Raw genomic sequence first — 18611 nt, forward strand, 5'->3', positions numbered from 1 at the left:
ATGCGAACCGTGACTGCCGTGGCCCACCGGGGCGATCCCTACCGCGTCCGTGAGAACACCCTCCCCTCGCTGCGCTCCGCGCTGGAAAGGGGCGCGGACGCGGTGGAGATCGATGTCCGGCTGACCCGCGACGGCGTGCCCGTGCTCCTGCACGACGCGACGCTCGAACGGCTGTGGGGGCACGACCGCCCGCTCTCCGCGCTCTCCGCGGACGAGGTGCGCGGGCTGACGGCGGGCGGCGTGCCCACGCTCGTCGACGCCCTCGGACAGAGCGCCGGGGCCCGGCTCATGATCGACCTGCCCGGCGCGGACGCCGCGGCGGTCCGCACGGTCGTCGGCACCGTCCGGGAGTGCGGCGCAGAGGAGCGCGTCTACTACTGCGCGGGCGCCAGGACCATGCTCCGGGTACGGGCCGAGGACCCGGCCGCCGAGATCGCCCTGACCTGGACGACGCTGGCCCCGCCGCGCCGCGCCCTGCTCGACGCGGTCCGCCCGCGCTGGCTCAACTACCGCTTCCCGCTGGTGGGCCGGGACCTGGTGGCCCGCGTCCACCGCGACGGCTGCCTGGTCTCCGCCTGGACCCCGGACACCCGGCGCTCGATGCGCCGGCTGCTCGACGCGGGCGCGGACTCCGTCACGACCAACCGCGTCGACGTACTGGCGGCGCTGCGCGGGGCCTGACACTCCGCAGCCCCTAAGGGTCCGGCACGGCCCGAACCAGGGTCCGCCTCCTCCCGTACGACGACCCGGTGACGGTGGGCGCCGCCGAGGATGGTGCCTGTCGGCCGCACGGGTCGACTCCCGTACCAGGAGGCCCCCTTGAAGCGTCGCTCCGTCCTCGCCCTCCCCGCGTCGCTCGCCCTCGGCGCGGTCGCGGTGCCGCTCGCGGCGGCCCCGGCGCGGGCGAGCCGTTCCGCGCCCGGCGCGCGCATCCCCGGGGCCCCCGACGCCGCGGCGCTGGCCGCCGTCGTCGCCGGGCTGCCCGACGACGACGCCACCGCGGCCCTCGTCCGGGTCGGCGGCAGCGGCGGGTCCTGGCGCGGTTCGGGCGGGGTCCGCGACCTGGGTTCGGGGCGCCCGGCCGACGAGCACGCGCGCTTCCGGGCCGGTTCGACGACCAAGGTGGTCACGGCCGCCGCCGTGCTCCGGCTCGCCGCCGACGGCAGGGTCCGCCTGGACGCCCCGGTCCAGCGCTACCTGCCGGGCCTCTTCCACGGCACCGCCTTCCACCACCCCATCTCCGTACGGCAGTTGCTCGACCACACGAGCGGCATCCAGCCCGGTGACGGCTGGGGCGCCACGTTCGCCGAGGTGTACGCACACCGCTACGACGTCTTCACGCCCGAGCGCGTGGTCGCGTCCGCGCTCGCCAGAGGCCCGGAGTTCCGCCCGGGCCGCCGGCAGAACTACCTCAACATCAACTACACGCTGCTCGGCATGGTGATCGAGAAAGTGACGGGGCGCCCATACGGGGAGGTGGCGACGCGGCTTGTGCTGCGCCCCGCCGGGATGCGCGACACCTCCTTCCCGGGCGACGACCCGGTGATCCATGGTCCGCACAACCGCGGATACCAGCGCGTGGACGGCGAGTTCGTCGACGTCACGGAGTGGGTGCAGAGCGACCGGTGGGCGGCGGGCGACATGATCTCCACGACGGCCGACCTGGAACGGCTGCTGACCGCCCTGTTTCGCGGGCGGATCGTGCCCGCGCCCCAGCTGACGGAGATGTTCACGGTGCCGCCCGGCATCGAGGGCGCGACGATGAGCGCGGGCCTGGAACGGGTAAAGCTCGGTACCACGGTGTACTGGGGCAAGTCCGGCGCCCGTTACGGATACGCGAGCGCGTTCGCGGCGACCCGGAACCTGTCCAGAACCGTCGTCTACTGCGTCGGTGCCACGGACGCCAAGGCCGAGGGCATGAACCCGGTGGCCCAGCGCATCGTCGTGGCGGCCACCTCGAACCACTGACCCGGACGCCCGGGGGCCCGACGACTCGACGCCCTACAGCCCCGCGATCGCGTTCCACCGCTTCGCGAACTCCGTGCGCTCCGAGGGCCGGATGTCCCGCGCGATCGCCAGCCGGGAGCGCATCGAGTCGTCGGGGAAGATGAGCGGGTCCTCGGCCAGTTCGGCGGTCTCCTTGTCCTTGGCGGAGGCCAGGATGTCCTTGGCGGCCGGGACCGGGCAGACGTAGTTGACCCAGGCCGCGAGTTCGGCGGCGACCTCGGGCTCGTAGTAGTGGTCGATCAGGCGCTCGGCGTTGGCCTTGTGGTCGGCCAGATCGGGGATCATCAGGGACTCCGCCCACAGTTCGGCGCCTTCCCGCGGGACGACGAACTCGATGTCCGGGTCGTCGGCCTGGAGCTGGATGACGTCACCGCTGTAGGCCTGGCAGGCGAGGACGTCCCCGCTGGAGAGGTCCTTGATGTAGTCGTTGCCGGTGAAACGGCGGATGTGCTGGGACTTCACGCGCTTCTCGACCTGGTCGCAGACCGTGTGGAAGTCGTCGGCGGTCCACTTGGTGATGTCGACGCCGTTGCCCTGCATGAGGAGCGCGAACGACTCGTCGAGGCCGGACAGGAGGGTGACGCGCCCCTTGAGGTCGTCGGCCCACAAGTCACCGACGTGCTGGATCTCCCGGCCGAGCCGTCGCTTGTTGTACGCGATGCCGGTGATCCCGGACTGCCACGGCACGGTGTACTTGCGGCCGGGGTCGAAGGCGGGCGACCGCAGCAGCGGATCCAGGTACTTCGTCACGTTCGGCTGGCGAGCGCGGTCCATCTCCTGCACCCAGCCGAGGCGTACGAAGCGTGCGCACATCCAGTCGGAGATGACGAGGAGGTCGCGGCCGGTCTTCTGGTGGTTCATCAGTGACGGGCTGACCTTGCCGAAGAACTCGTCGTTGTCGTTGATCTCCTCGGTGTACGTGACCTGGATGCCGGTCCGCTTCTCGAACGCGTCGAGGCTGGGCCGCCGCGCCGGGTCGTCGTCGTCGACATCGATGTAGAGCGGCCAGTTCGCCCAGGTGAGCCGCTTCTGCGCGGCGGAGAGGTCCGGGGCGGCGCGGTCGCCGGGCGCGACGTAGGCCGCGGGCACCCCGCACCCGGTGGCGAGGGCGCCGACCGCCGCGGCCCCGGCACCACCGCCGAGGGCGCGCAGCAGGGAACGACGGGTCGGACCGGGGTTCATGGGGTTGGCTCGCACCGTCGCAGGATGCCGTCGCGCAACGGGCAGGGGCAATGGACGCTGCGTCGAGCGGGGCGCGCCGGGGCCGGTCACCCTGTCGATCCGGTGAGCCGGTCCGGCCGGCGAGCAGCCCGAGGGCCTCGACGGCTTCGGTGCCGGGCACCACCGGGCGACCGAGCAGGACCCGCTCGTCGCGGACGTCACCATCGGTCGGCTACAGCGGCGGGAACACGGCCTCGATCCGCAGGCCGCCCCGCTCGCCGGGCCACGCCCGCACCTGCCCGCCGTGCGCCCGCGCGATGGCGTCGACGATGGACAGGCCGAGGCCGAGCCCCTCGCGGTGCCGGGTGCGCGGCGGGCCGAGGCGGTGGAACGGTTCGAACAGGGTGGAGAGGTCACCGACCGGCACGAGCGGGCCGCTGTTGCCGACGCGCAGGGTGGGCCGCCCCTCGTGCTGCCCCGTCCACACGGTGACCCAGCCGTCCTCGGGGGCGGGGACGTTGTGGCGTACGGCGTTGTCGACGAGGTTGCCGACGAGCCGCTCGACCAGGCGCCGGTCGCCGAGGAGTGGCGCCGGACCAAGCTCGGCCCGCACCGGTGGCCCGCGCCGCTGCCCCGCCGACAGCACGTCCCGTACGGCATCGGCGAGATCCACGTACTCCCGTTGTTCCAGGCCGCGCTGGCTGCGCGCCAGCATCAGCAGCGCCTCGATGATCCGCTCCTGCTCCTCGGCCGCCGCGCGTACCCGGCGGCAGGCGGCGCGCAGCGTCTCTGCGCTCGCGTCCGGGTCGTCGAGGGCCACGTCGACGACGGCCTGCTGGAGGGTGATGGGGGTGCGCAGTTCGTGGGAGGCGTTGGCGACGAACCTCTTCTGCGCATCGAACGCGCCCTCCAGGCGGGCCAGCAGACCGTCGAACGTCTCGGCCAGGTCCCCGAGTTCGTCGCGCGGGCCGCTCACCGCGAGCCGCTCGTGCAGGTCGTCGGCGGAGATCCGGCGCGCTTTGGACGCCATGGTGCGCAGCGGCGCGAGCACCTGTCCGGCGACCAGCCAGCCGAGCAGCAGCGAGGCGAGCGCCATCAGGCCGAGGGCGACACCCGACTCGACGAGGAGGCGGTGCAGTTGTCCGTCGCGCTGCACTTGCAGGCTGTGTTCGACGACGACCTCGATGTCGCCGCTCTGGCCGAGCGTGTGCCCGTCGGTCCCGGGGTGCGTCGTCGTCCCCTTCCCTGCCGTGTGGGCCCCGGCCACCCGCGCGTACACGAACGCCAGGAGCACCCCGGCGGCGAGCACGAACAGCCCGCTGTAGACGAAGGTGAGCCGCCATCTGACGCTGCCCGGCGGCCGTAGGCATCGAAGGAGGTGACGCGTGGTCGGCACGGTCACAGCCGGTATCCGGCGCGGTCGACGGTCTCGATCAGCGGCGGCTCGCCCAGCTTGTGGCGCAGTCGGCTGACGGTCACCTTCACGGTCTGGGTGAACGGGTCGGCGGCCTCGTCCCATGCGCGCTCCAGGAGCTGTTCGGCGGAGACGACGGCGCCGTCTGCCGCGAGGAGCAGCTCCAGCACGGCGAACTCTTTGGGGCTCAGCGGGAGTTGACGTCCGTCGCGGACGGCCTCGCGGCGTGCCGGGTCGAGGCGCAGTCCGCCCCGGACGAGCACGGGCGGCAGCGCGGGCTGCGACCTGCGCCCCAACGCCCGTACGCGCGCCGTGAGTTCGGTGAAGGCGAACGGTTTGGGCAGATAGTCGTCGGCGCCCATGCCGAGCCCGGCCACGCGGTCGGCGACGGCTCCGGACGCGGTGAGCATCAGCACACGCTCGTGCCCCTCCCCCTCGACCAGGGCGCGGCACACCTGGTCCCCGTGGACCCCCGGCAGATCGCGGTCGAGCACGACGACGTCGTACCCGTGGACCGTGACGCGCTCCAGTGCGGCCCCGCCGTCGCACACCACGTCCACGGCCATGCCCTGGCGGCGCAGCCCCGCGGCGACGGTCTCGGCGAGCTCTTCGTGGTCCTCGACCACCAGCACACGCATGCCGCCAGTGTGGCGGCGCGGCGGTTACGGGCGGATAAGGCCGACCGTTCCCGTGCCGTAACCGCCCGACCGGTGAAGTGAGTCGCATGCCGCGGCACCGGGCCGCGACCGCCACCGGAGGTATCCGCCCATGCATCCCGTACGCCGAAAACGCCCGGCCCTGGCCGGGGCCGCACCGACCGCGCCGACCGTCACCGCCGTGGGCGCGACACCGGCCCTCGCCTCGGACGGACGCCGCGCCGGGACGGCATCTCGGTCGTGACCGTCACGCAGCGCTTCGAGCGCTGTCCGAGCCGGCACGGCGAGCGGCACTTCCCGACGTTCGGGATCCACCGCGTCACGTCCCGCGCGGGCGCCCGCACCGAACGCCGCCACTACGCGCGCGGCATCAAGGAGCGCGGCCGCCATCCGCACGACGGCCGGATCACGGTGCCGGTCGAACCCCGGCCGCTGCCGCCCGAGTCCGCTACCCCGCTCATCCACTGGAAGGACTGACTCACCATGCGCACACCGCACAGGCGCCGCCTGTTCGCCACCGCCGCACTGATCTCGGCCACCGCCCTCGCCGGCGTCACGGCGTCCCAGGCCTCGGCCACCGACGATGCGCCCGAGCAGAGCCACCCGAAGAAGGCGCCGATCAGCTATGCGCCGACCGACGACGCGCCGGACGACCTGAACGCCGCCAACGACGATTTCGCCGCGTGCATGGAAGAGCACGGGCAGGACACGTACCCGACGTTCCACGCGACCAAGGACGCCAAGGGCAGCATCTCGTTCTCGGTGCGGGTCGGCGCGAAGAACGGCAAGCCGGTCGATCTGAACTCGGAGGAGTTCCTGGCCGCGTTCAAGGCGTGCAAGGGCCCCCTGGAGGACGCGGGCGTGGGCTTCTCGAAGAAGAACGCGCCGTTCCCCGGCCCCGGGGACGCACCGGCCCCGCCGAAGCACCCGGGTGACGGCCACTGGTACAAGCACAAGCACGGCAAGCCGGGTAAGCCGGGACACAAGGAGGTCCGCCCGGGCAAGGTCGACGGGAAGCCGCCCCTGTTCGGCAGCACCATCGCCGGCTGACCCGGCCCCACCGCACGACCGGCGGAGAGGGGAACGTGCGGGGACCGAGGGCGTCGGCCCCGGTCCCCGCACGGGCCTGCGCCCTAAGGCGCCACGGCGGCGGCGACGGCCCGCAGATAGCGCCGCGTCATCCACATCTGCACAGCCCGCGCCGGCGGCCCGCCCGCCCGCGTGTACCAGCGTCCCGGCCGGGAGAACGCCCGGATCCGGAACCACACGGCGTCAGCGGCGTCCCGCTCGACGAGGAACGCCTCCTCGCCGCACTCCGGGTGCCCCGGCAGCGTCCCGTAGGCGAAACCGGTACAGGACGCGTCCCGGACGACCCGCACCACCCGGCAGGGGATCCGCAGCGTCAGGAAGCGCAGCACCACATCGGCGCCCTCGCGGACGTCGTCGCCCGGGGTCACGCGGAGACCGGCCCCGCGCTGCGCGCCCCACGCGAGGACCGCCGCGCCCGCCCGCTCGAAGCAGTCCTGCCCCGAGCCGATCCGGACACGGCGGTCCAGGTGGGCGTAGCCCGACGGGAGTTCCCCCTCCGTCAGGGTCGCGCCGACCTCCGCGTACGTAAGAGGGATCACGCGTCCAGCGACGTCATCACGTGCTTGATGCGCGTGTAGTCGTCGAAGCCGTAGCCGGACAGGTCCTTGCCGTAGCCGGACTTCTTGAAGCCGCCGTGCGGCATCTCGGCGACCAGCGGGATGTGTGTGTTGATCCACACGCAGCCGAAGTCGAGCACCTTGGACATGCGCATCGCGCGCGCGTGGTCCTTGGTCCACACCGAGGACGCCAGCGCGTAGTCGACGCCGTTGGCCCACTCGACGGCCTGTGCCTCGTCCGTGAAGGACTGGACGGTGATGACCGGGCCGAAGACCTCGTTCTGGATGATCTCGTCGTCCTGCTTGAGGCCCGAGACGACGGTCGGGGCGTAGAAGTAGCCCTTCTCGCCGACCTGGTGGCCACCGGCCTCGACCTTGGCGTGCGCGGGCAGCCGCTCGATGAACCCGGAGACCTGCTTGAGCTGGTTGGCGTTGTTGAGCGGGCCGAAGAGCACGTCCTCGTCGTCCGGCTGCCCCGTCCTGGTGTCGGCGGCGGCCTTGGCGAGCGCGGTCACGAACTCGTCGTGGATCGACTCCTGGACGAGGACGCGGGTGGCGGCCGTACAGTCCTGACCGGCGTTGAAGAAGCCCGCCACCGAGATGTCCTCGACGGCCTTGGCGATGGCCGCACTGTCGAGGTCCTCGAACACGACGACCGGGGCCTTGCCGCCCAGCTCCAGGTGGACCCGCTTCAGGTCCTTGGACGCCGACTCGGCGACGGACATGCCCGCGCGCACGGAGCCCGTGATCGACGCCATCGCCGGGGTGGGGTGCTCGACCATCAGGCGGCCCGTGTCGCGGTCACCGCACACCACGTTGAAGACGCCCTTGGGGACGATCGAACCGATGATCTCGGCGATCAGCACCGTGGAGGCAGGGGTGGTGTCCGAGGGCTTCAGTACGACCGTGTTGCCCGCGGCCAGGGCCGGGGCGAACTTCCACACGGCCATCATCATCGGGTAGTTCCACGGCGCGACCTGCGCGCAGACACCGATCGGCTCACGCCGGACGATGGAGGTCAGCCCCTCCATGTACTCGCCGGCGGAGCGGCCTTCGAGCATCCGGGCCGCGCCCGCGAAGAAGCGGATCTGGTCGACCATCGGCGGAATCTCTTCGCTGCGGGTCAGCCCGATGGGCTTGCCCGTGTTCTCCACCTCCGCGGCGATGAGCTCCTCGGCCCGCTCCTCGAACGCGTCCGCGATCTTGAGGAGGGCTCGCTGACGCGCCGCCGGGGTCTGGTCGCGCCAGGCGGGGAAGGCCGCCTCGGCGGCGGCCATGGCGGCGTCGATGTCGGCCTGCCCGGAGAGCGGCGCGGTCGCGTACGCCTCGCCCGTGACCGGGTTGACCACCTCGGTGGTCCGCCCGTCGGCGGCGTCCCGGAACTCGCCGGCGATGTAGTTACGGAATGTCCGCAGCTGACGCGGCTCACTGGTGGTCACTGACCGGCCTCCTTGCTGATCGAAAGGCAGATGTCCACTGCTTGAGACACCCACCCTATGCCGTGCACCGACGTTTTCGACACCCCCCACCGGTCCGCACCTACGAAATCCGTGACTATCGGAGCCCCAGACAACGGATTACATCGATCCGGGGTTGCGGAACTGTCGAGTCCTCGTGCAGAGTGAGGTTGTGGCCAGTCGCAGCGCAGATCCCAAGGGACCCCGTTCGAGAAGCGGCGGGAGTCCGCCGCTGGACGCCGTCTCCCTCGCCATCATCGAGCAGCTCCAGGAGGACGGCAGGCGCCCGTACGCCGCCATCGGCAAGGCCGTCGGCCTGTCGGAGGCGGCCGTGCGCCAGCGCGTCCAGAAGCTGCTCGACCAAGGCGTGATGCAGATCGTCGCCGTCACGGACCCGCTCACCGTGGGCTTCCGCCGGCAGGCGATGGTCGGGATCAACGTCGAGGGCGACCTGGATCCCGTCGCGGACGCCCTGACGGCCATGCCGGAGTGCGAGTACGTCGTGATGACGGCAGGCTCGTTCGACCTGATGGTGGAGGTCGTCTGCGAGGACGACGACCACCTTCTGGACGTCATCAACAAACGCATCCGGGCCCTTCCCGGAGTGCGCTCCACCGAGAGCTTCGTCTACCTCAAGCTCAAGAAGCAGACCTATATGTGGGGAACCCGATAGCCGTGAGCAAGGACCTCAGCCGAACCGCGTACGACCACCTGTGGATGCACTTCACGCGCATGTCGTCGTACGAGAACGCGCCCGTTCCCACCATCGTGCGTGGCGAGGGCACCTACATCTACGACGACAAGGGCAAGAAGTACCTCGACGGCCTCGCCGGCCTCTTCGTGGTCCAGGCCGGACACGGCCGCCGCGAGCTCGCCGAGGTCGCCGCCAAGCAGGCGGCCGAGCTGGCCTTCTTCCCCATCTGGTCGTACGCCCACCCCAAGGCCGTGGAGCTGGCGGAGCGCCTCGCCCACCACGCCCCGGGCGACCTCAACAAGGTCTTCTTCACCACCGGTGGCGGCGAGGCCGTCGAGACCGCGTGGAAGCTGGCGAAGCAGTACCACAAGCTCACCGGCAACCACACGAAGTACAAGGTCATATCGCGCGCGGTCGCCTACCACGGCACCCCGCAGGGCGCCCTGTCCATCACCGGCCTGCCCGCCCTCAAGGCCCCCTTCGAGCCGCTTGTCCCGGGCGCGCACAAGGTGCCGAACACCAACATCTACCGCGCCTCGATCCACGGCGACGACCCGGTGGCCTTCGGCCGCTGGGCCGCCGACCAGATCGAGCAGGAGATCCTCTTCGAGGGCCCGGAGACGGTCGCGGCCGTCTTCCTGGAGCCGGTACAGAACGCGGGCGGTTGCTTCCCGCCCCCGCCCGGCTACTTCGAGCGCGTGCGCGAGATCTGCGACAAGTACGGCGTGCTGCTCGTCTCGGACGAGGTCATCTGCGCCTTCGGCCGCCTCGGCACGATGTTCGCCTGCGACAAGTTCGGCTACGTGCCGGACATCATCACCTGCGCCAAGGGCATGACCTCGGGTTACTCCCCGATCGGCGCCGCGATCGTCTCGGACCGCATCGCCGAGCCGTTCTACAAGGGCGACAACACCTTCCTGCACGGCTACACGTTCGGCGGCCACCCGGTCTCCGCGGCCGTGGGCCTCGCCAACCTCGACATCTTCGAGCGCGAGGGCCTCAACCAGCACGTGCTCGACAACGAGGCGAACTTCCTCCAGACGCTGCAGAAGCTGCACGACCTGCCGATCGTCGGCGACGTCCGCGGCAACGGCTTCTTCTACGGCATCGAGCTCGTCAAGGACAAGGCCACCAAGGAGACCTTCACGGACGAGGAGTCGGAGCGCGTGCTCTACGGCTTCGTCTCCAAGAAGCTCTTCGAGTACGGCCTGTACTGCCGCGCCGACGACCGTGGCGACCCGGTCATCCAGCTCTCCCCGCCGCTGATCGCCGACCAGTCGACGTTCGACGAGATCGAGGGCATCGTCCGCCAGGTCCTCACGGAGGCCTGGACGAAGATCTGATCAGCCTTCCGGCCCGGTCCGGCGCGCCCATCCGAGTGAGATGGGTGTGGCCGGGCCGCGTCCTTTGTGGACGTATGGCCCGGGAAACCTAGCGTGCCCTGTGACCGATCGGCCCTGCCTTCGTTCCCCCGTACGGGGGACGGGATCTCCCGGCACTACTGATCTGAACCGAGGTGTACGCCATGGTGGCCCCGCCGGACAACGATGTGCTCCGGGCACGCGCCCTGCACTTCTCGCACAACGGCTCCCCCGCGCTCATGGGCGTCTCGCTCGGTGTCCGCGAGGGCGAGATCCTCGCGGTCAGCGGCCCGCGCGGCGCCGGTAAAACGACTCTGCTGCACTGCCTGTCGGGCCAGCTCCTGCCGCAGCAGGGCGAGGTGTGGTTCAACAGCTCCCCCGTGCACACCATGGGCGCGCTCGTGCGCGAGCGGCTGCGCCGCGACCGGTTCGGCTGGATCGACCCCGAGCCCGCCCTCGTCCCCGAACTGAACGTCTGGGAGAACACGGCCCTGCCGCTGATGCTGCGCGGCACCGGCCGCCGCCCTGCCAGGAGCGCCGCCCAGGAGTGGCTCGACCGGCTCGACGTCGGCCACCTCGCCCGCAAGCGGCCCGGCGCCCTGCGGATGGCCGAGCGGCAGCGCGTCGCCATCGCCCGCGCCCTGGTGCACGCCCCGAACGTGGTCTTCGCCGACGAGCCGACCGCGACCCTGCACCGCGCCGACCGCGCGCACGTCCTGCGGACGCTGACCGCGGCCGCCCGCTCGCACGCCATCACCGTCGTCCTGGCCACGCACGACCCCGAGGTCAGCGCGCTGGCCGACCGCACGGTGTCGCTGCTCGACGGACGCCCCGTCACCAACGTGCACCTGCCGGCCGCGGCCGCCGACCCGGAAGGCCGCGCCGCGTGCTCGCTCTCCGTCTAGCCCGCGGCGCCCGTCCCGTGGTGCAGCTCCGCCGGCTCATGGTGGCCGCAGCCTCGGCGGGCAGCGGCTTCCTGCTGCTGTGCACGCTGGGGTACGCGATGGGCCACCCCGAAGCGTCCGCCGCCGCCCTGGCCCGGCTCGCCTGGTGCGTGGTGCCGCTCGCCGCCACCGTGTACTTCGCGGTCGCCGTGGCCCGCTCCGACCCGGCCACGAAGCCGCGGCCCGGCCTCTCCGCTGTGGGCCTCGGCCCGGCCGGCCTGACCCTGCTCGCCACCATCTCCACCGCGGTGGCCTGCACACTCGGCTCGATGCTGGCGCTGCTGTTCTTCCTGCACCTGCGCGGCGACCTCTCCGGGCTCCCGTTCGACGGCGCGGCCCGCCAACTCCTCGCCGCGGGCGAGCCGTTGCCCCTGGGCGCCACGCTGACCCTGCTCGCGCTCGTGCCGCTGGCCGCGTCCGGCGCCGCCGCCCTCGCGCTGCGCCCACGGCCCGCCAGGACGGACCCGGCCCCGGCCGGGGAGCCGGCGGAGCCGTTCGCCGAGCGGTCCGCCGCGCCGACGGGGCTGCCGTGGGGCGTCGCGCTGCTCGCCGCCGGGCTCGCCGTGGAGACGTACGCCGCGCACTCCCCCGGCAGCGAGGGGCCCGCGATGCCGGGCGGCCTCGGCGGGAGCCCCAGCGGGGTCATGGCCGGCTGGACGCTGACCGCGTTCGGCCTGGCGCTCGCCGGGCCCGGCCTGACCCATCTGTGCGGACGGGCTCTGCAGGCCGTGCGCCCGGGGGCCGTCCGGCTGCTCGCCGGGCGCGTGCTCCAGCAGGAGGCGCGGCGCATCGGGCGCCCCCTCGGCGTCGTCTGCGCGGTGGCCTCCGGCGCGTACGCGGCGCACGTGATGTACGGCGACGCCGGGAAGGGGCACGACGGCCTCGGGCCGATGTCGGCGCTGGGCGCGTCGCTCGTCGTCGGCTGCACCCTCGCGACGCTGGCGACCGCGGCCGTCGAGGCCCGGCAGGCCCGCAGGCACACCGCCGCCGCGCTCCTGCGGCTCGGTGCCCCCGCGTCGAAGCTGCGCGGTGTCGTGGCGCTGCGCGCGGGCGCTCTGCTGGCCCTCTTCGCGCCGCTGACCTGGACCGTCGCGGAGCTTTCGGCCATTCCTCTGATCTCCCGATGACTTTTGCCGGCCCGGCCCGTCTAATCCTGCGTACGGACACGACACCGACCCATACAGAAGGCGACGGGCCTCCCATGTACCAGCAGATGATCTTCGTGAACCTGGCCGTGAACGACCTGGACGCCGCCAAGAAGTTCTTCTCGGAGCTCGGGTTCTCCATCAACAAACAGTTCACGGACGAGACCGCTTCCGCCGTGGAGGTCAGCGACACCATCGTGTTGATGCTGATGACCAAGGAGAAGTACGCGGGCTTCACCCAGAAGACGATCATCGACTCGACGTCGAGCAGCGAGGTGCTGCTGTGTCTGAGCGCGGAGAGCCGGGAGAAGGTCGACGAGCTGGTCGAGCTGGCCCTCGCGGCGGGCGCCACCGAGCACGGTGAGAAGCAGGACCACGGTTTCATGTACGGGCGCGCCTTCGACGACCTGGACGGTCACACCTTCGAGGTCGCGTGGGTGGACCCGTCGGCCGTCCAGGGCTGAGCGACAGGGTCCTAGCATGGGCGGGTGCAGCCGACATCAGCAGAGTCATCCGTGTCCGCCCCTTCCGGGACCGATTCCGACCGTGAGATCGAGACCCTCGCCGAGTTCGACGAGACGGTCGCCGCGCACGGCTCGCTCGCCGGTCACCGGGTGCAGGCCGTCGATCTGACGGAGCGCACGGACCGGCTGCTCGCCGCCGAGGTCGCGGGCGCCGTCTTCCTCGGCTGCCCCATGGAGCCCGCCGCCGCCGCGCACGTCAGAGCCGCCGGGGCGCTGGTCTTCCCGCCGGTCCCCGGGCTCCCGTTCGACCCGTACCGCGGCCATCTCTACACGCCCGACGAGCTGTTCGACGGCCTGTCCACGCAGGGCGGGTACGAGACGACACCGGACGCCCGCGCGTACGCCTGGTTCCAGCGGACCAAGACGGACGGCGACGTGTTCGCGTCCATGCTGCGCGCCGTGCACGACGACTCGGTCTCCGACGCCCTCGACGAACTCCTCGTCGGGGCCCGGGTGGTGGGCGTCATGGGCGGCCACGCGATGGCGCGCGGCACCCAGGAGTACGCGGGCGCCGCCCGGCTCGGGCGGACGCTGGCGCGGGCGGGGTTCACGGTGGCGACGGGCGGTGGCCCGGGCGCCATGGAGGCGGCGAACCTGGGCGGGTACGCGGCTCCCTACGCCGACGGCATGCTGGAGGAGGCGCTCCAACTCCTGTCCAAGGCACCGTCGTTCACGCCGTCGGTCACGGACTGGGCCCTCGCCGCGTTCGAGGTGCGCTCGCGCTGGCCGCGCGGGGGCGCCTCCGTCGGCATCCCCACGTGGTTCTACGGGCACGAGCCGCCCAACGCGTTCGCCGCGCACCTCGCCAAGTACTTCGCCAACGCCACCCGCGAGGACGGCCTCCTGGCCCGCTCGAACGCGGGTGTCATCTTCCTGCCCGGCGCGGCCGGCACGGTGCAGGAGATCTTCGACAACGCGACGCCCAACTACTACGAGTCGCGGGGCGAACCGACCCCGATGGTCCTCGTCGACCGGGACCACTGGACGCGGAAGCTGCCCGCCTGGCCGCTGTTGCAGGCGCTCGCGCGAGGCCGGTCGATGGAGTCGCGGATCGCGCTCGTCGACACGGTGGAGGAGGCGGGCGAGGCACTGGAGCGCATGGCCTGAAACCTGCGACAGGTCACGTAACGGTCAAGACTGAACTCCCAGTGGTCTCCGCGTATTGACGTTGCGTTATAGGCGCTTGTAAACGTGAGGGGACCGTGAGGGCGCTGAGGCGAAGAGCCACGCGATGCCTCGCGGCACCCCACTTTTTCTGTACTTGATCCCGTGAAGGACAACCGTGTCCGTAACCCCCCGTATATCCGCACGCGCCGCGCGCTTCGCCGGTGTGGCGGCCGCCGCCACCGCGCTGACGCTGGGCGTCGCCGGTACCGCTTCGGCGTGCAACATCAGTGAGTTCAGCGCCGAGGCCGCCTGCGACGGCGACCAGGGCGTCATCACCGTCAAGGACGTCGACGCCTCCGGCACGCCCGCCACCATCACCCTGTTCACCGGGTCGGGCAGTGACGAGAAGCTCGTCGGCACCCAGACCGTGACCGGCACCAAGGAGGGCGCCACCGTCACGTTCACCGAGAACTGGGCGCCGAACACGCACTACCGCGTCCACGTGAAGACCAAGAAGTACAACGTGGACGACGACATCAAGGGCGGCGTCACCACCCCGGCGACGGCCTGCGCCACCGAGAAGCCCACGGACAAGCCGACGCCGTCCTCCCCGGCCCCGTCCTCCCCCGCGCCGAGCACGTCGACGCCGGCCGAGACGGCCACGCCGCCCACGTCGGCCCCGTCGGCCCCGGAGTCCACCAGCCCGGCGGCCCCCGCGCCGGCCCCGAGCAACTCGGCCTCCCCGGCCGGTGGTTCGGACCTCGCCGAGACCGGCGCCAGCAGCAACACCGGCCTCTTCGCCGGCATCGCCGCGGCGCTCGTCGTCGCGGGCGGCGGCGTGGTGTTCGCCCTGCGCAAGCGCGGTGCGGCCCAGCGCTAGCCGCTTGAGGGGTCGTACGAGGTGTCCCGGGTCGAGCAATCGGGCCGGAGCCTCGTACGGCCCCTTCTTCGTTTCTCCGGCCCCCGGTTCCCCGGTCCCCCGGTTCCCGCGGGCCCCTGCGGCTCAGCCGAAGCTGGCCCGGGTCAGCCAGTGGTCGAGCAACTCCCGGTCGCCCAGCGCCTCGACGCGCCCGCCGTCGACCGGTTCACGGCGGTAGAAGGCGAGCAGCACGGCCGTCAGCGGGCCGCGCAGCGCGGCATCGGCCTTCGCGTGGTCGCGGCGCCAGACGACACCCTCGTCGCGCAGCTCGATCAGCCACTCGGCGGCCAGCTCCGGGGCCGTGTCGGTGGCGTGCAGGTGCAGGGTGCGGCCGCCGGCCTTCAACTCCTGGGCGGACTCACGGGCGTTCACGTCCTGGACGAAGCGCACGATCCGCAGCCACTCGTCGATCGCGTCGGCCGCGATCTCGGGCGCCACGTCGTACCCGGCCCCCACCGCGAGCGCCGCGTCGGCCCGGTGGATCACCGTCTCGTGCGTCATCCGGCGGGCCCAGAACGCGGCGTCCTGCTGCCAGCCCCAGCTCCAGCAGGCCGTGTCGGGCCCCGCGGCCCGCAGGGTCTGTGCGAGGCGCCCGGCGCCGTCGCCGAGCCAGGCGGTGAGCGCGGCGGGGTCGGCGCCGTCCGGCGCGCGGTCCGGTACCTCCTCGTCGGGCAGCATCGTCGTCGCCCGGGTACGCACCATCGCCTCGGCCCAGCGGTGGGCGCGGCCGACGTGCTCGGCGAGCTCGCGCAGGGTCCAGTCGGGGCAGGTCGGCACGGTCGTGGAGAGATCGGCGCCGGCCAGATGTGTCCTCAACAGGTCGGTCTGCGCGCCGATCTCGTCGCAGAACCGGTCGTGGGAGAGGTGCGCGGGCCGTCGTTGCGCGGGTGTCGTCATGCGCCGACCCTACGGAGTCGGGCCCTCGCCCAGCAGCACGATCTCCGCGGCGTCGAAGGCGATGCCGACCTCGGCGCCCTGCTCCGGCGCCGCACGCAGCGCGCAGGCCGCTTCGAGCCGGGGCGCCCCGTCGGGCTGCAGGTGCAGCGCGACATGCGTGCCGCGGAAGGTGCGGGCGGCGACGGTGCAGGTCAGCTGGGCGTCGGCGGCCGCGACGAGGCGTACGCCCGCGGGTCGTACGAGGAGCTTGCCGGGGCCCGGCGGCGAACCGGCCGGGACCGGCACCTTGCCCCAGGGGGTGTCGGCGGCGTCGCCCGAGACCGACACGGTCGCCTCGACGACGTTGTCGAAGCCGAGGAAGCGGGCCACGAACTCGTCGGCCGGGTGCCGCCACACGTCGAGCGGCGTGCCGGACTGGGCGATCCGCCCGTCGCGCATGACGACGACCCGGTCGGCGAGCGCGAAGGCCTCGCCCTGATCGTGTGTGACGGCCAGCACGGTGGTGCCCAACTCGCCGAAGAGTTCACGCAGTTCGACGACCAGGCGCTCGCGCAGCGACCGGTCTAGCTGGCCGAGCGGCTCGTCCAGCATCAGCAGCCGGGGGCGGGGGGCGAGGGCGCGGGCGAGCGCGACACGCTGCTGCTCGCCGCCGGACAGCGCGGCGACGGACCGGCGCTCGGCGCCGGGCAGCCCGACGAGCTTGAGCAACTCTCCGACCCGGGAGGCTTGTTCGTCCCGGCCGGCGCCGCGCATCCGCAGCCCGAAGGCGACATTGCCGCCCACGTCCCGCTGCGGGAACAGCTGATGGTCCTGGAACATCAGGCCCACGCCCCGCTTGTGCGCGGGTACGCCCGTCTGGTCACGCCCGTCGAGGAACACCCGCCCGGAGTCGAGGTGTTGCAGCCCGGCGACGGCCCGCAGCAGCGTCGATTTGCCGCTGCCGCTGGGGCCGAGCACGCAGACGATCTCGTGCTCGGCGACCTCGAGGCCGACGCCGTCGAGCGCGGCGCGCCCACCGAACCGTACGGTCGCGTCGTCGAGTGCGAGCAAGGCCGCCATCAGAACTCCCCGGTCGAGGCCCGCGCGGGCCGCATGCGTTCGAGCAGCAGCAGGGCGGCGGCGCAGACGGCCATGAGGACCGTCGACAGGGCCATCGCCTGCCCGTAGTTGAGGTCACCGGCCCGGCCGAGCAGCCGTGCCACGGCGACCGGGAGGGTCGGGTTGTCGGGCCGCGCGATGAACACCGTCGCCCCGAACTCGCCCAGCGACACGGCGAACGCGAACCCCGCCGCGACCAGCAACGCCCGCCGCACCAGGGGCAGATCGACCTCCCGCCAGGCCCGCAGCGGTGAGGCCCCGAGCACGGCGGCGGCCTCCCGCAGCCGCCCGTCCACGGCGCGCAGCACCGGCAGCATGGTCCGTACGACGAAGGGCACCCCGACCAGCGCCTGGGCGAGCGGCACCAGGATCCACGAGGCCCGCAGGTCCAGCGGCGGCTTGTCGAGCGTGATCAGGAACCCGAAGCCGACGGTCACCGCGGAGACGCCGAGCGGCAGCATCAGCAGGGCGTCGAACCCGCGCACCAGGCGTCCCGCCCGCCGGGTCAGCGCGGCGGCGGCGAGCCCGCCGATGACGAGCGCGATCCCGGTGGCGGCGAGCGCGTACTCCAGCGAGTTCCGGACGGCGTCGATGGGCGGCACGAGGAAGGTCCCGCCGTCGGCGTCACCGAGCGCCCGGTAGTAGGCGAACCCGTACCCGCCCGGAGCGTCGAGCGAGCGCTGCACCAGCACGCCCAGCGGCAGCAGGATCAGCACGGCGACGCTCGCGAGCACCGCGCCGAGCAGCGCCCACTGGCCCGCCCCGCGCGGGCGGCGCGCGGTGTGCGCGGCGTCGACGAGCCGCAGGGCGCTCTCCCGCCGGCGCACGCTCCAGGCGTGCACGCCGAGAATGAGCCCCACCGCGACGAACTGCACGATCGTCAGGACGGCCGCGGTCGACAGGTCGAAGATCTGCGCGGTCTGCCGGTAGATCTCGACTTCGAGGGTCGAGTATCCCGGCCCGCCGAGAATCTGCACGACCCCGAACGACGTGAACGTGAAGAGGAAGACCATCAGCGCCGCGGCCGCCACCGCGGGGCCGAGCGCCGGCAGGGTCACCTTGCGCCACGCGGTGAACCGGGAGGCGCCGAGCATCCGCGCGGCCTCCTCCTGACGCGGATCCAGCTGCCCCCACAGCCCGCCGACCGTGCGCACCACGACGGCGTAGTTGAAGAAGACGTGCGCGGCCAGGATCGCCCACACCGTGGTGTCGAGCCGGACGCCCCACACGTCGTCGAGCAGCCCGCCGCGGCCGACGAGGGCCAGGAACGCCGTCCCGACGACGACGGTCGGCAGCACGAACGGCACGGTCACGACCGCCCGCAGCACCTGTTTGCCGGGGAAGTCGAGGCGGGCGAAGACATACGCGCCCGGCAGCGCGATCAGCAGCGTGAGAGCGGTCGAGGCGAGCGCCTGCCATGCCGTGAACCACAGGACGTGCCGGATGTCCGACTCCCCCAGCACGTCCACGATCCGCCCGAACCGCCAGGCGCCGTCGACGAGCAGCCCGCGCCGGACGATCGCGATGACCGGGTACGCGAAGAAGAGGGCGAAGAAGGCGACGGGCACGGCCATGAGCCCG

Annotated in this window: 19 protein-coding genes; 11 read left to right on the forward strand and 8 right to left on the reverse strand. The window is 72.5% G+C overall.

Annotated features, from left to right (window positions below; all coding sequences use genetic code 11):
• Together ACZ45E_RS15425 and ACZ45E_RS15430 are read left to right on the forward strand one after the other, a co-directional pair.
• Positions 1-681: a glycerophosphodiester phosphodiesterase gene (locus tag ACZ45E_RS15425; RefSeq protein ID WP_468220964.1), complete on the forward strand. Its 681-nt coding sequence runs from the start codon at positions 1-3 to the stop codon at positions 679-681.
• A gap of 138 nt (positions 682-819) precedes the next feature.
• Complete coding sequence (locus ACZ45E_RS15430) at positions 820-1968, forward strand: serine hydrolase domain-containing protein (RefSeq protein ID WP_468220966.1); 1149 nt, start codon at positions 820-822, stop codon at positions 1966-1968.
• Positions 1969-2001: 33 nt separating this feature from the next.
• Here the strand turns inward: ACZ45E_RS15430 and ACZ45E_RS15435 are convergent, their stop codons facing one another.
• From ACZ45E_RS15435 to ACZ45E_RS15445, 3 genes are all read right to left on the reverse strand, one after another.
• The gene (locus tag ACZ45E_RS15435; protein WP_468221413.1) at positions 2002-3189 is read right to left on the reverse strand and encodes a polyamine ABC transporter substrate-binding protein; all 1188 of its coding nucleotides are present in this window, start codon (positions 3187-3189) and stop codon (positions 2002-2004) included.
• Positions 3190-3400: 211 nt separating this feature from the next.
• Positions 3401-4564, reverse strand: a complete 1164-nt coding sequence (locus tag ACZ45E_RS15440) for an ATP-binding protein (RefSeq protein ID WP_468220967.1) — start codon at positions 4562-4564, stop codon at positions 3401-3403.
• Positions 4565-4566: 2 nt separating this feature from the next.
• Entirely contained in the window at positions 4567-5220 is a 654-nt protein-coding gene (locus tag ACZ45E_RS15445; RefSeq protein WP_468220970.1) for a response regulator transcription factor, read from the reverse strand.
• A 258-nt stretch (positions 5221-5478) separates the two neighbouring features.
• On the opposite strand from ACZ45E_RS15445, the gene ACZ45E_RS15450 reads away from it, so the two are divergent.
• The gene (locus ACZ45E_RS15450) at positions 5479-5715 is read left to right on the forward strand and encodes a hypothetical protein (protein ID WP_468220972.1); all 237 of its coding nucleotides are present in this window, start codon (positions 5479-5481) and stop codon (positions 5713-5715) included.
• Between the two features lie 6 nt (positions 5716-5721).
• Positions 5722-6288, forward strand: a complete 567-nt coding sequence (locus ACZ45E_RS15455; protein WP_468220974.1) for a hypothetical protein — start codon at positions 5722-5724, stop codon at positions 6286-6288.
• Between the two features lie 83 nt (positions 6289-6371).
• Here the strand turns inward: ACZ45E_RS15455 and ACZ45E_RS15460 are convergent, their stop codons facing one another.
• Both ACZ45E_RS15460 and ACZ45E_RS15465 read right to left on the reverse strand, forming a co-directional pair.
• Positions 6372-6866, reverse strand: coding sequence for a DUF1990 family protein (locus tag ACZ45E_RS15460; RefSeq protein ID WP_468220976.1), 495 nt, complete (start codon positions 6864-6866; stop codon positions 6372-6374).
• Positions 6863-8323: a gamma-aminobutyraldehyde dehydrogenase gene (locus tag ACZ45E_RS15465; RefSeq protein WP_468220978.1), complete on the reverse strand. Its 1461-nt coding sequence runs from the start codon at positions 8321-8323 to the stop codon at positions 6863-6865. Before ACZ45E_RS15465 ends, ACZ45E_RS15460 begins: the two co-directional genes overlap by 4 nt.
• A gap of 175 nt (positions 8324-8498) precedes the next feature.
• On the opposite strand from ACZ45E_RS15465, the gene ACZ45E_RS15470 reads away from it, so the two are divergent.
• The 7 genes from ACZ45E_RS15470 to ACZ45E_RS15500 all read left to right on the forward strand — a co-directional run bounded on the left by ACZ45E_RS15470 (position 8499) and on the right by ACZ45E_RS15500 (position 14996).
• Complete coding sequence (locus ACZ45E_RS15470; protein WP_468220979.1) at positions 8499-9014, forward strand: Lrp/AsnC family transcriptional regulator; 516 nt, start codon at positions 8499-8501, stop codon at positions 9012-9014.
• Complete coding sequence (locus ACZ45E_RS15475) at positions 8999-10378, forward strand: aspartate aminotransferase family protein (RefSeq protein WP_468220981.1); 1380 nt, start codon at positions 8999-9001, stop codon at positions 10376-10378. Before ACZ45E_RS15470 ends, ACZ45E_RS15475 begins: the two co-directional genes overlap by 16 nt.
• A gap of 182 nt (positions 10379-10560) precedes the next feature.
• Positions 10561-11301: an ABC transporter ATP-binding protein gene (locus ACZ45E_RS15480; RefSeq protein WP_468220984.1), complete on the forward strand. Its 741-nt coding sequence runs from the start codon at positions 10561-10563 to the stop codon at positions 11299-11301.
• The gene (locus ACZ45E_RS15485) at positions 11283-12467 is read left to right on the forward strand and encodes a hypothetical protein (protein ID WP_468220986.1); all 1185 of its coding nucleotides are present in this window, start codon (positions 11283-11285) and stop codon (positions 12465-12467) included. Before ACZ45E_RS15480 ends, ACZ45E_RS15485 begins: the two co-directional genes overlap by 19 nt.
• Before the next feature lie 74 nt (positions 12468-12541).
• Complete coding sequence (locus tag ACZ45E_RS15490; protein WP_468220989.1) at positions 12542-12949, forward strand: VOC family protein; 408 nt, start codon at positions 12542-12544, stop codon at positions 12947-12949.
• Positions 12950-13000: 51 nt separating this feature from the next.
• Complete coding sequence (locus tag ACZ45E_RS15495; protein ID WP_468220991.1) at positions 13001-14116, forward strand: LOG family protein; 1116 nt, start codon at positions 13001-13003, stop codon at positions 14114-14116.
• 175 nt (positions 14117-14291) lie between these two features.
• Positions 14292-14996, forward strand: a complete 705-nt coding sequence (locus ACZ45E_RS15500; RefSeq protein ID WP_468220993.1) for an LAETG motif-containing sortase-dependent surface protein — start codon at positions 14292-14294, stop codon at positions 14994-14996.
• Positions 14997-15119: 123 nt separating this feature from the next.
• On the opposite strand, the gene ACZ45E_RS15505 is transcribed toward ACZ45E_RS15500, so the two are convergent.
• The 3 genes from ACZ45E_RS15505 to ACZ45E_RS15515 are packed head-to-tail and all read right to left on the reverse strand — an operon-like array spanning position 15120 to position 18604.
• The gene (locus tag ACZ45E_RS15505) at positions 15120-15932 is read right to left on the reverse strand and encodes a maleylpyruvate isomerase family mycothiol-dependent enzyme (protein ID WP_468220994.1); all 813 of its coding nucleotides are present in this window, start codon (positions 15930-15932) and stop codon (positions 15120-15122) included.
• Positions 15933-15941: 9 nt separating this feature from the next.
• On the reverse strand, positions 15942-16991 hold the full coding sequence (locus ACZ45E_RS15510) for an ABC transporter ATP-binding protein (RefSeq protein ID WP_468220996.1): 1050 nt from the start codon (positions 16989-16991) through the stop codon (positions 15942-15944).
• Positions 16991-18604, reverse strand: coding sequence for an ABC transporter permease (locus tag ACZ45E_RS15515; protein ID WP_468220999.1), 1614 nt, complete (start codon positions 18602-18604; stop codon positions 16991-16993). Before ACZ45E_RS15515 ends, ACZ45E_RS15510 begins: the two co-directional genes overlap by 1 nt.
• Positions 18605-18611: the final 7 nt, after the last annotated feature.

The sequence above is a fragment of the Streptomyces sp. NPDC030991 genome, assembly GCF_055571235.1.

What these genes read in the sequence shown, in the direction of transcription:
- ACZ45E_RS15425 (WP_468220964.1), top strand. Translation starts at nt 1, where the DNA reads ATGCGAACCGTGACTGCCGTGGCCCACCGGGGCGATCCCTACCGCGTC.
- ACZ45E_RS15435 (WP_468221413.1), bottom strand. Translation starts at nt 3,189, where the DNA reads ATGAACCCCGGTCCGACCCGTCGTTCCCTGCTGCGCGCCCTCGGCGGT.
- ACZ45E_RS15445 (WP_468220970.1), bottom strand. Translation starts at nt 5,220, where the DNA reads ATGCGTGTGCTGGTGGTCGAGGACCACGAAGAGCTCGCCGAGACCGTC.
- ACZ45E_RS15455 (WP_468220974.1), top strand. Translation starts at nt 5,722, where the DNA reads ATGCGCACACCGCACAGGCGCCGCCTGTTCGCCACCGCCGCACTGATC.
- ACZ45E_RS15480 (WP_468220984.1), top strand. Translation starts at nt 10,561, where the DNA reads ATGGTGGCCCCGCCGGACAACGATGTGCTCCGGGCACGCGCCCTGCAC.
- ACZ45E_RS15490 (WP_468220989.1), top strand. Translation starts at nt 12,542, where the DNA reads ATGTACCAGCAGATGATCTTCGTGAACCTGGCCGTGAACGACCTGGAC.
- ACZ45E_RS15505 (WP_468220994.1), bottom strand. Translation starts at nt 15,932, where the DNA reads ATGACGACACCCGCGCAACGACGGCCCGCGCACCTCTCCCACGACCGG.
- ACZ45E_RS15510 (WP_468220996.1), bottom strand. Translation starts at nt 16,991, where the DNA reads ATGGCGGCCTTGCTCGCACTCGACGACGCGACCGTACGGTTCGGTGGG.
- ACZ45E_RS15515 (WP_468220999.1), bottom strand. Translation starts at nt 18,604, where the DNA reads ATGGCCGTGCCCGTCGCCTTCTTCGCCCTCTTCTTCGCGTACCCGGTC.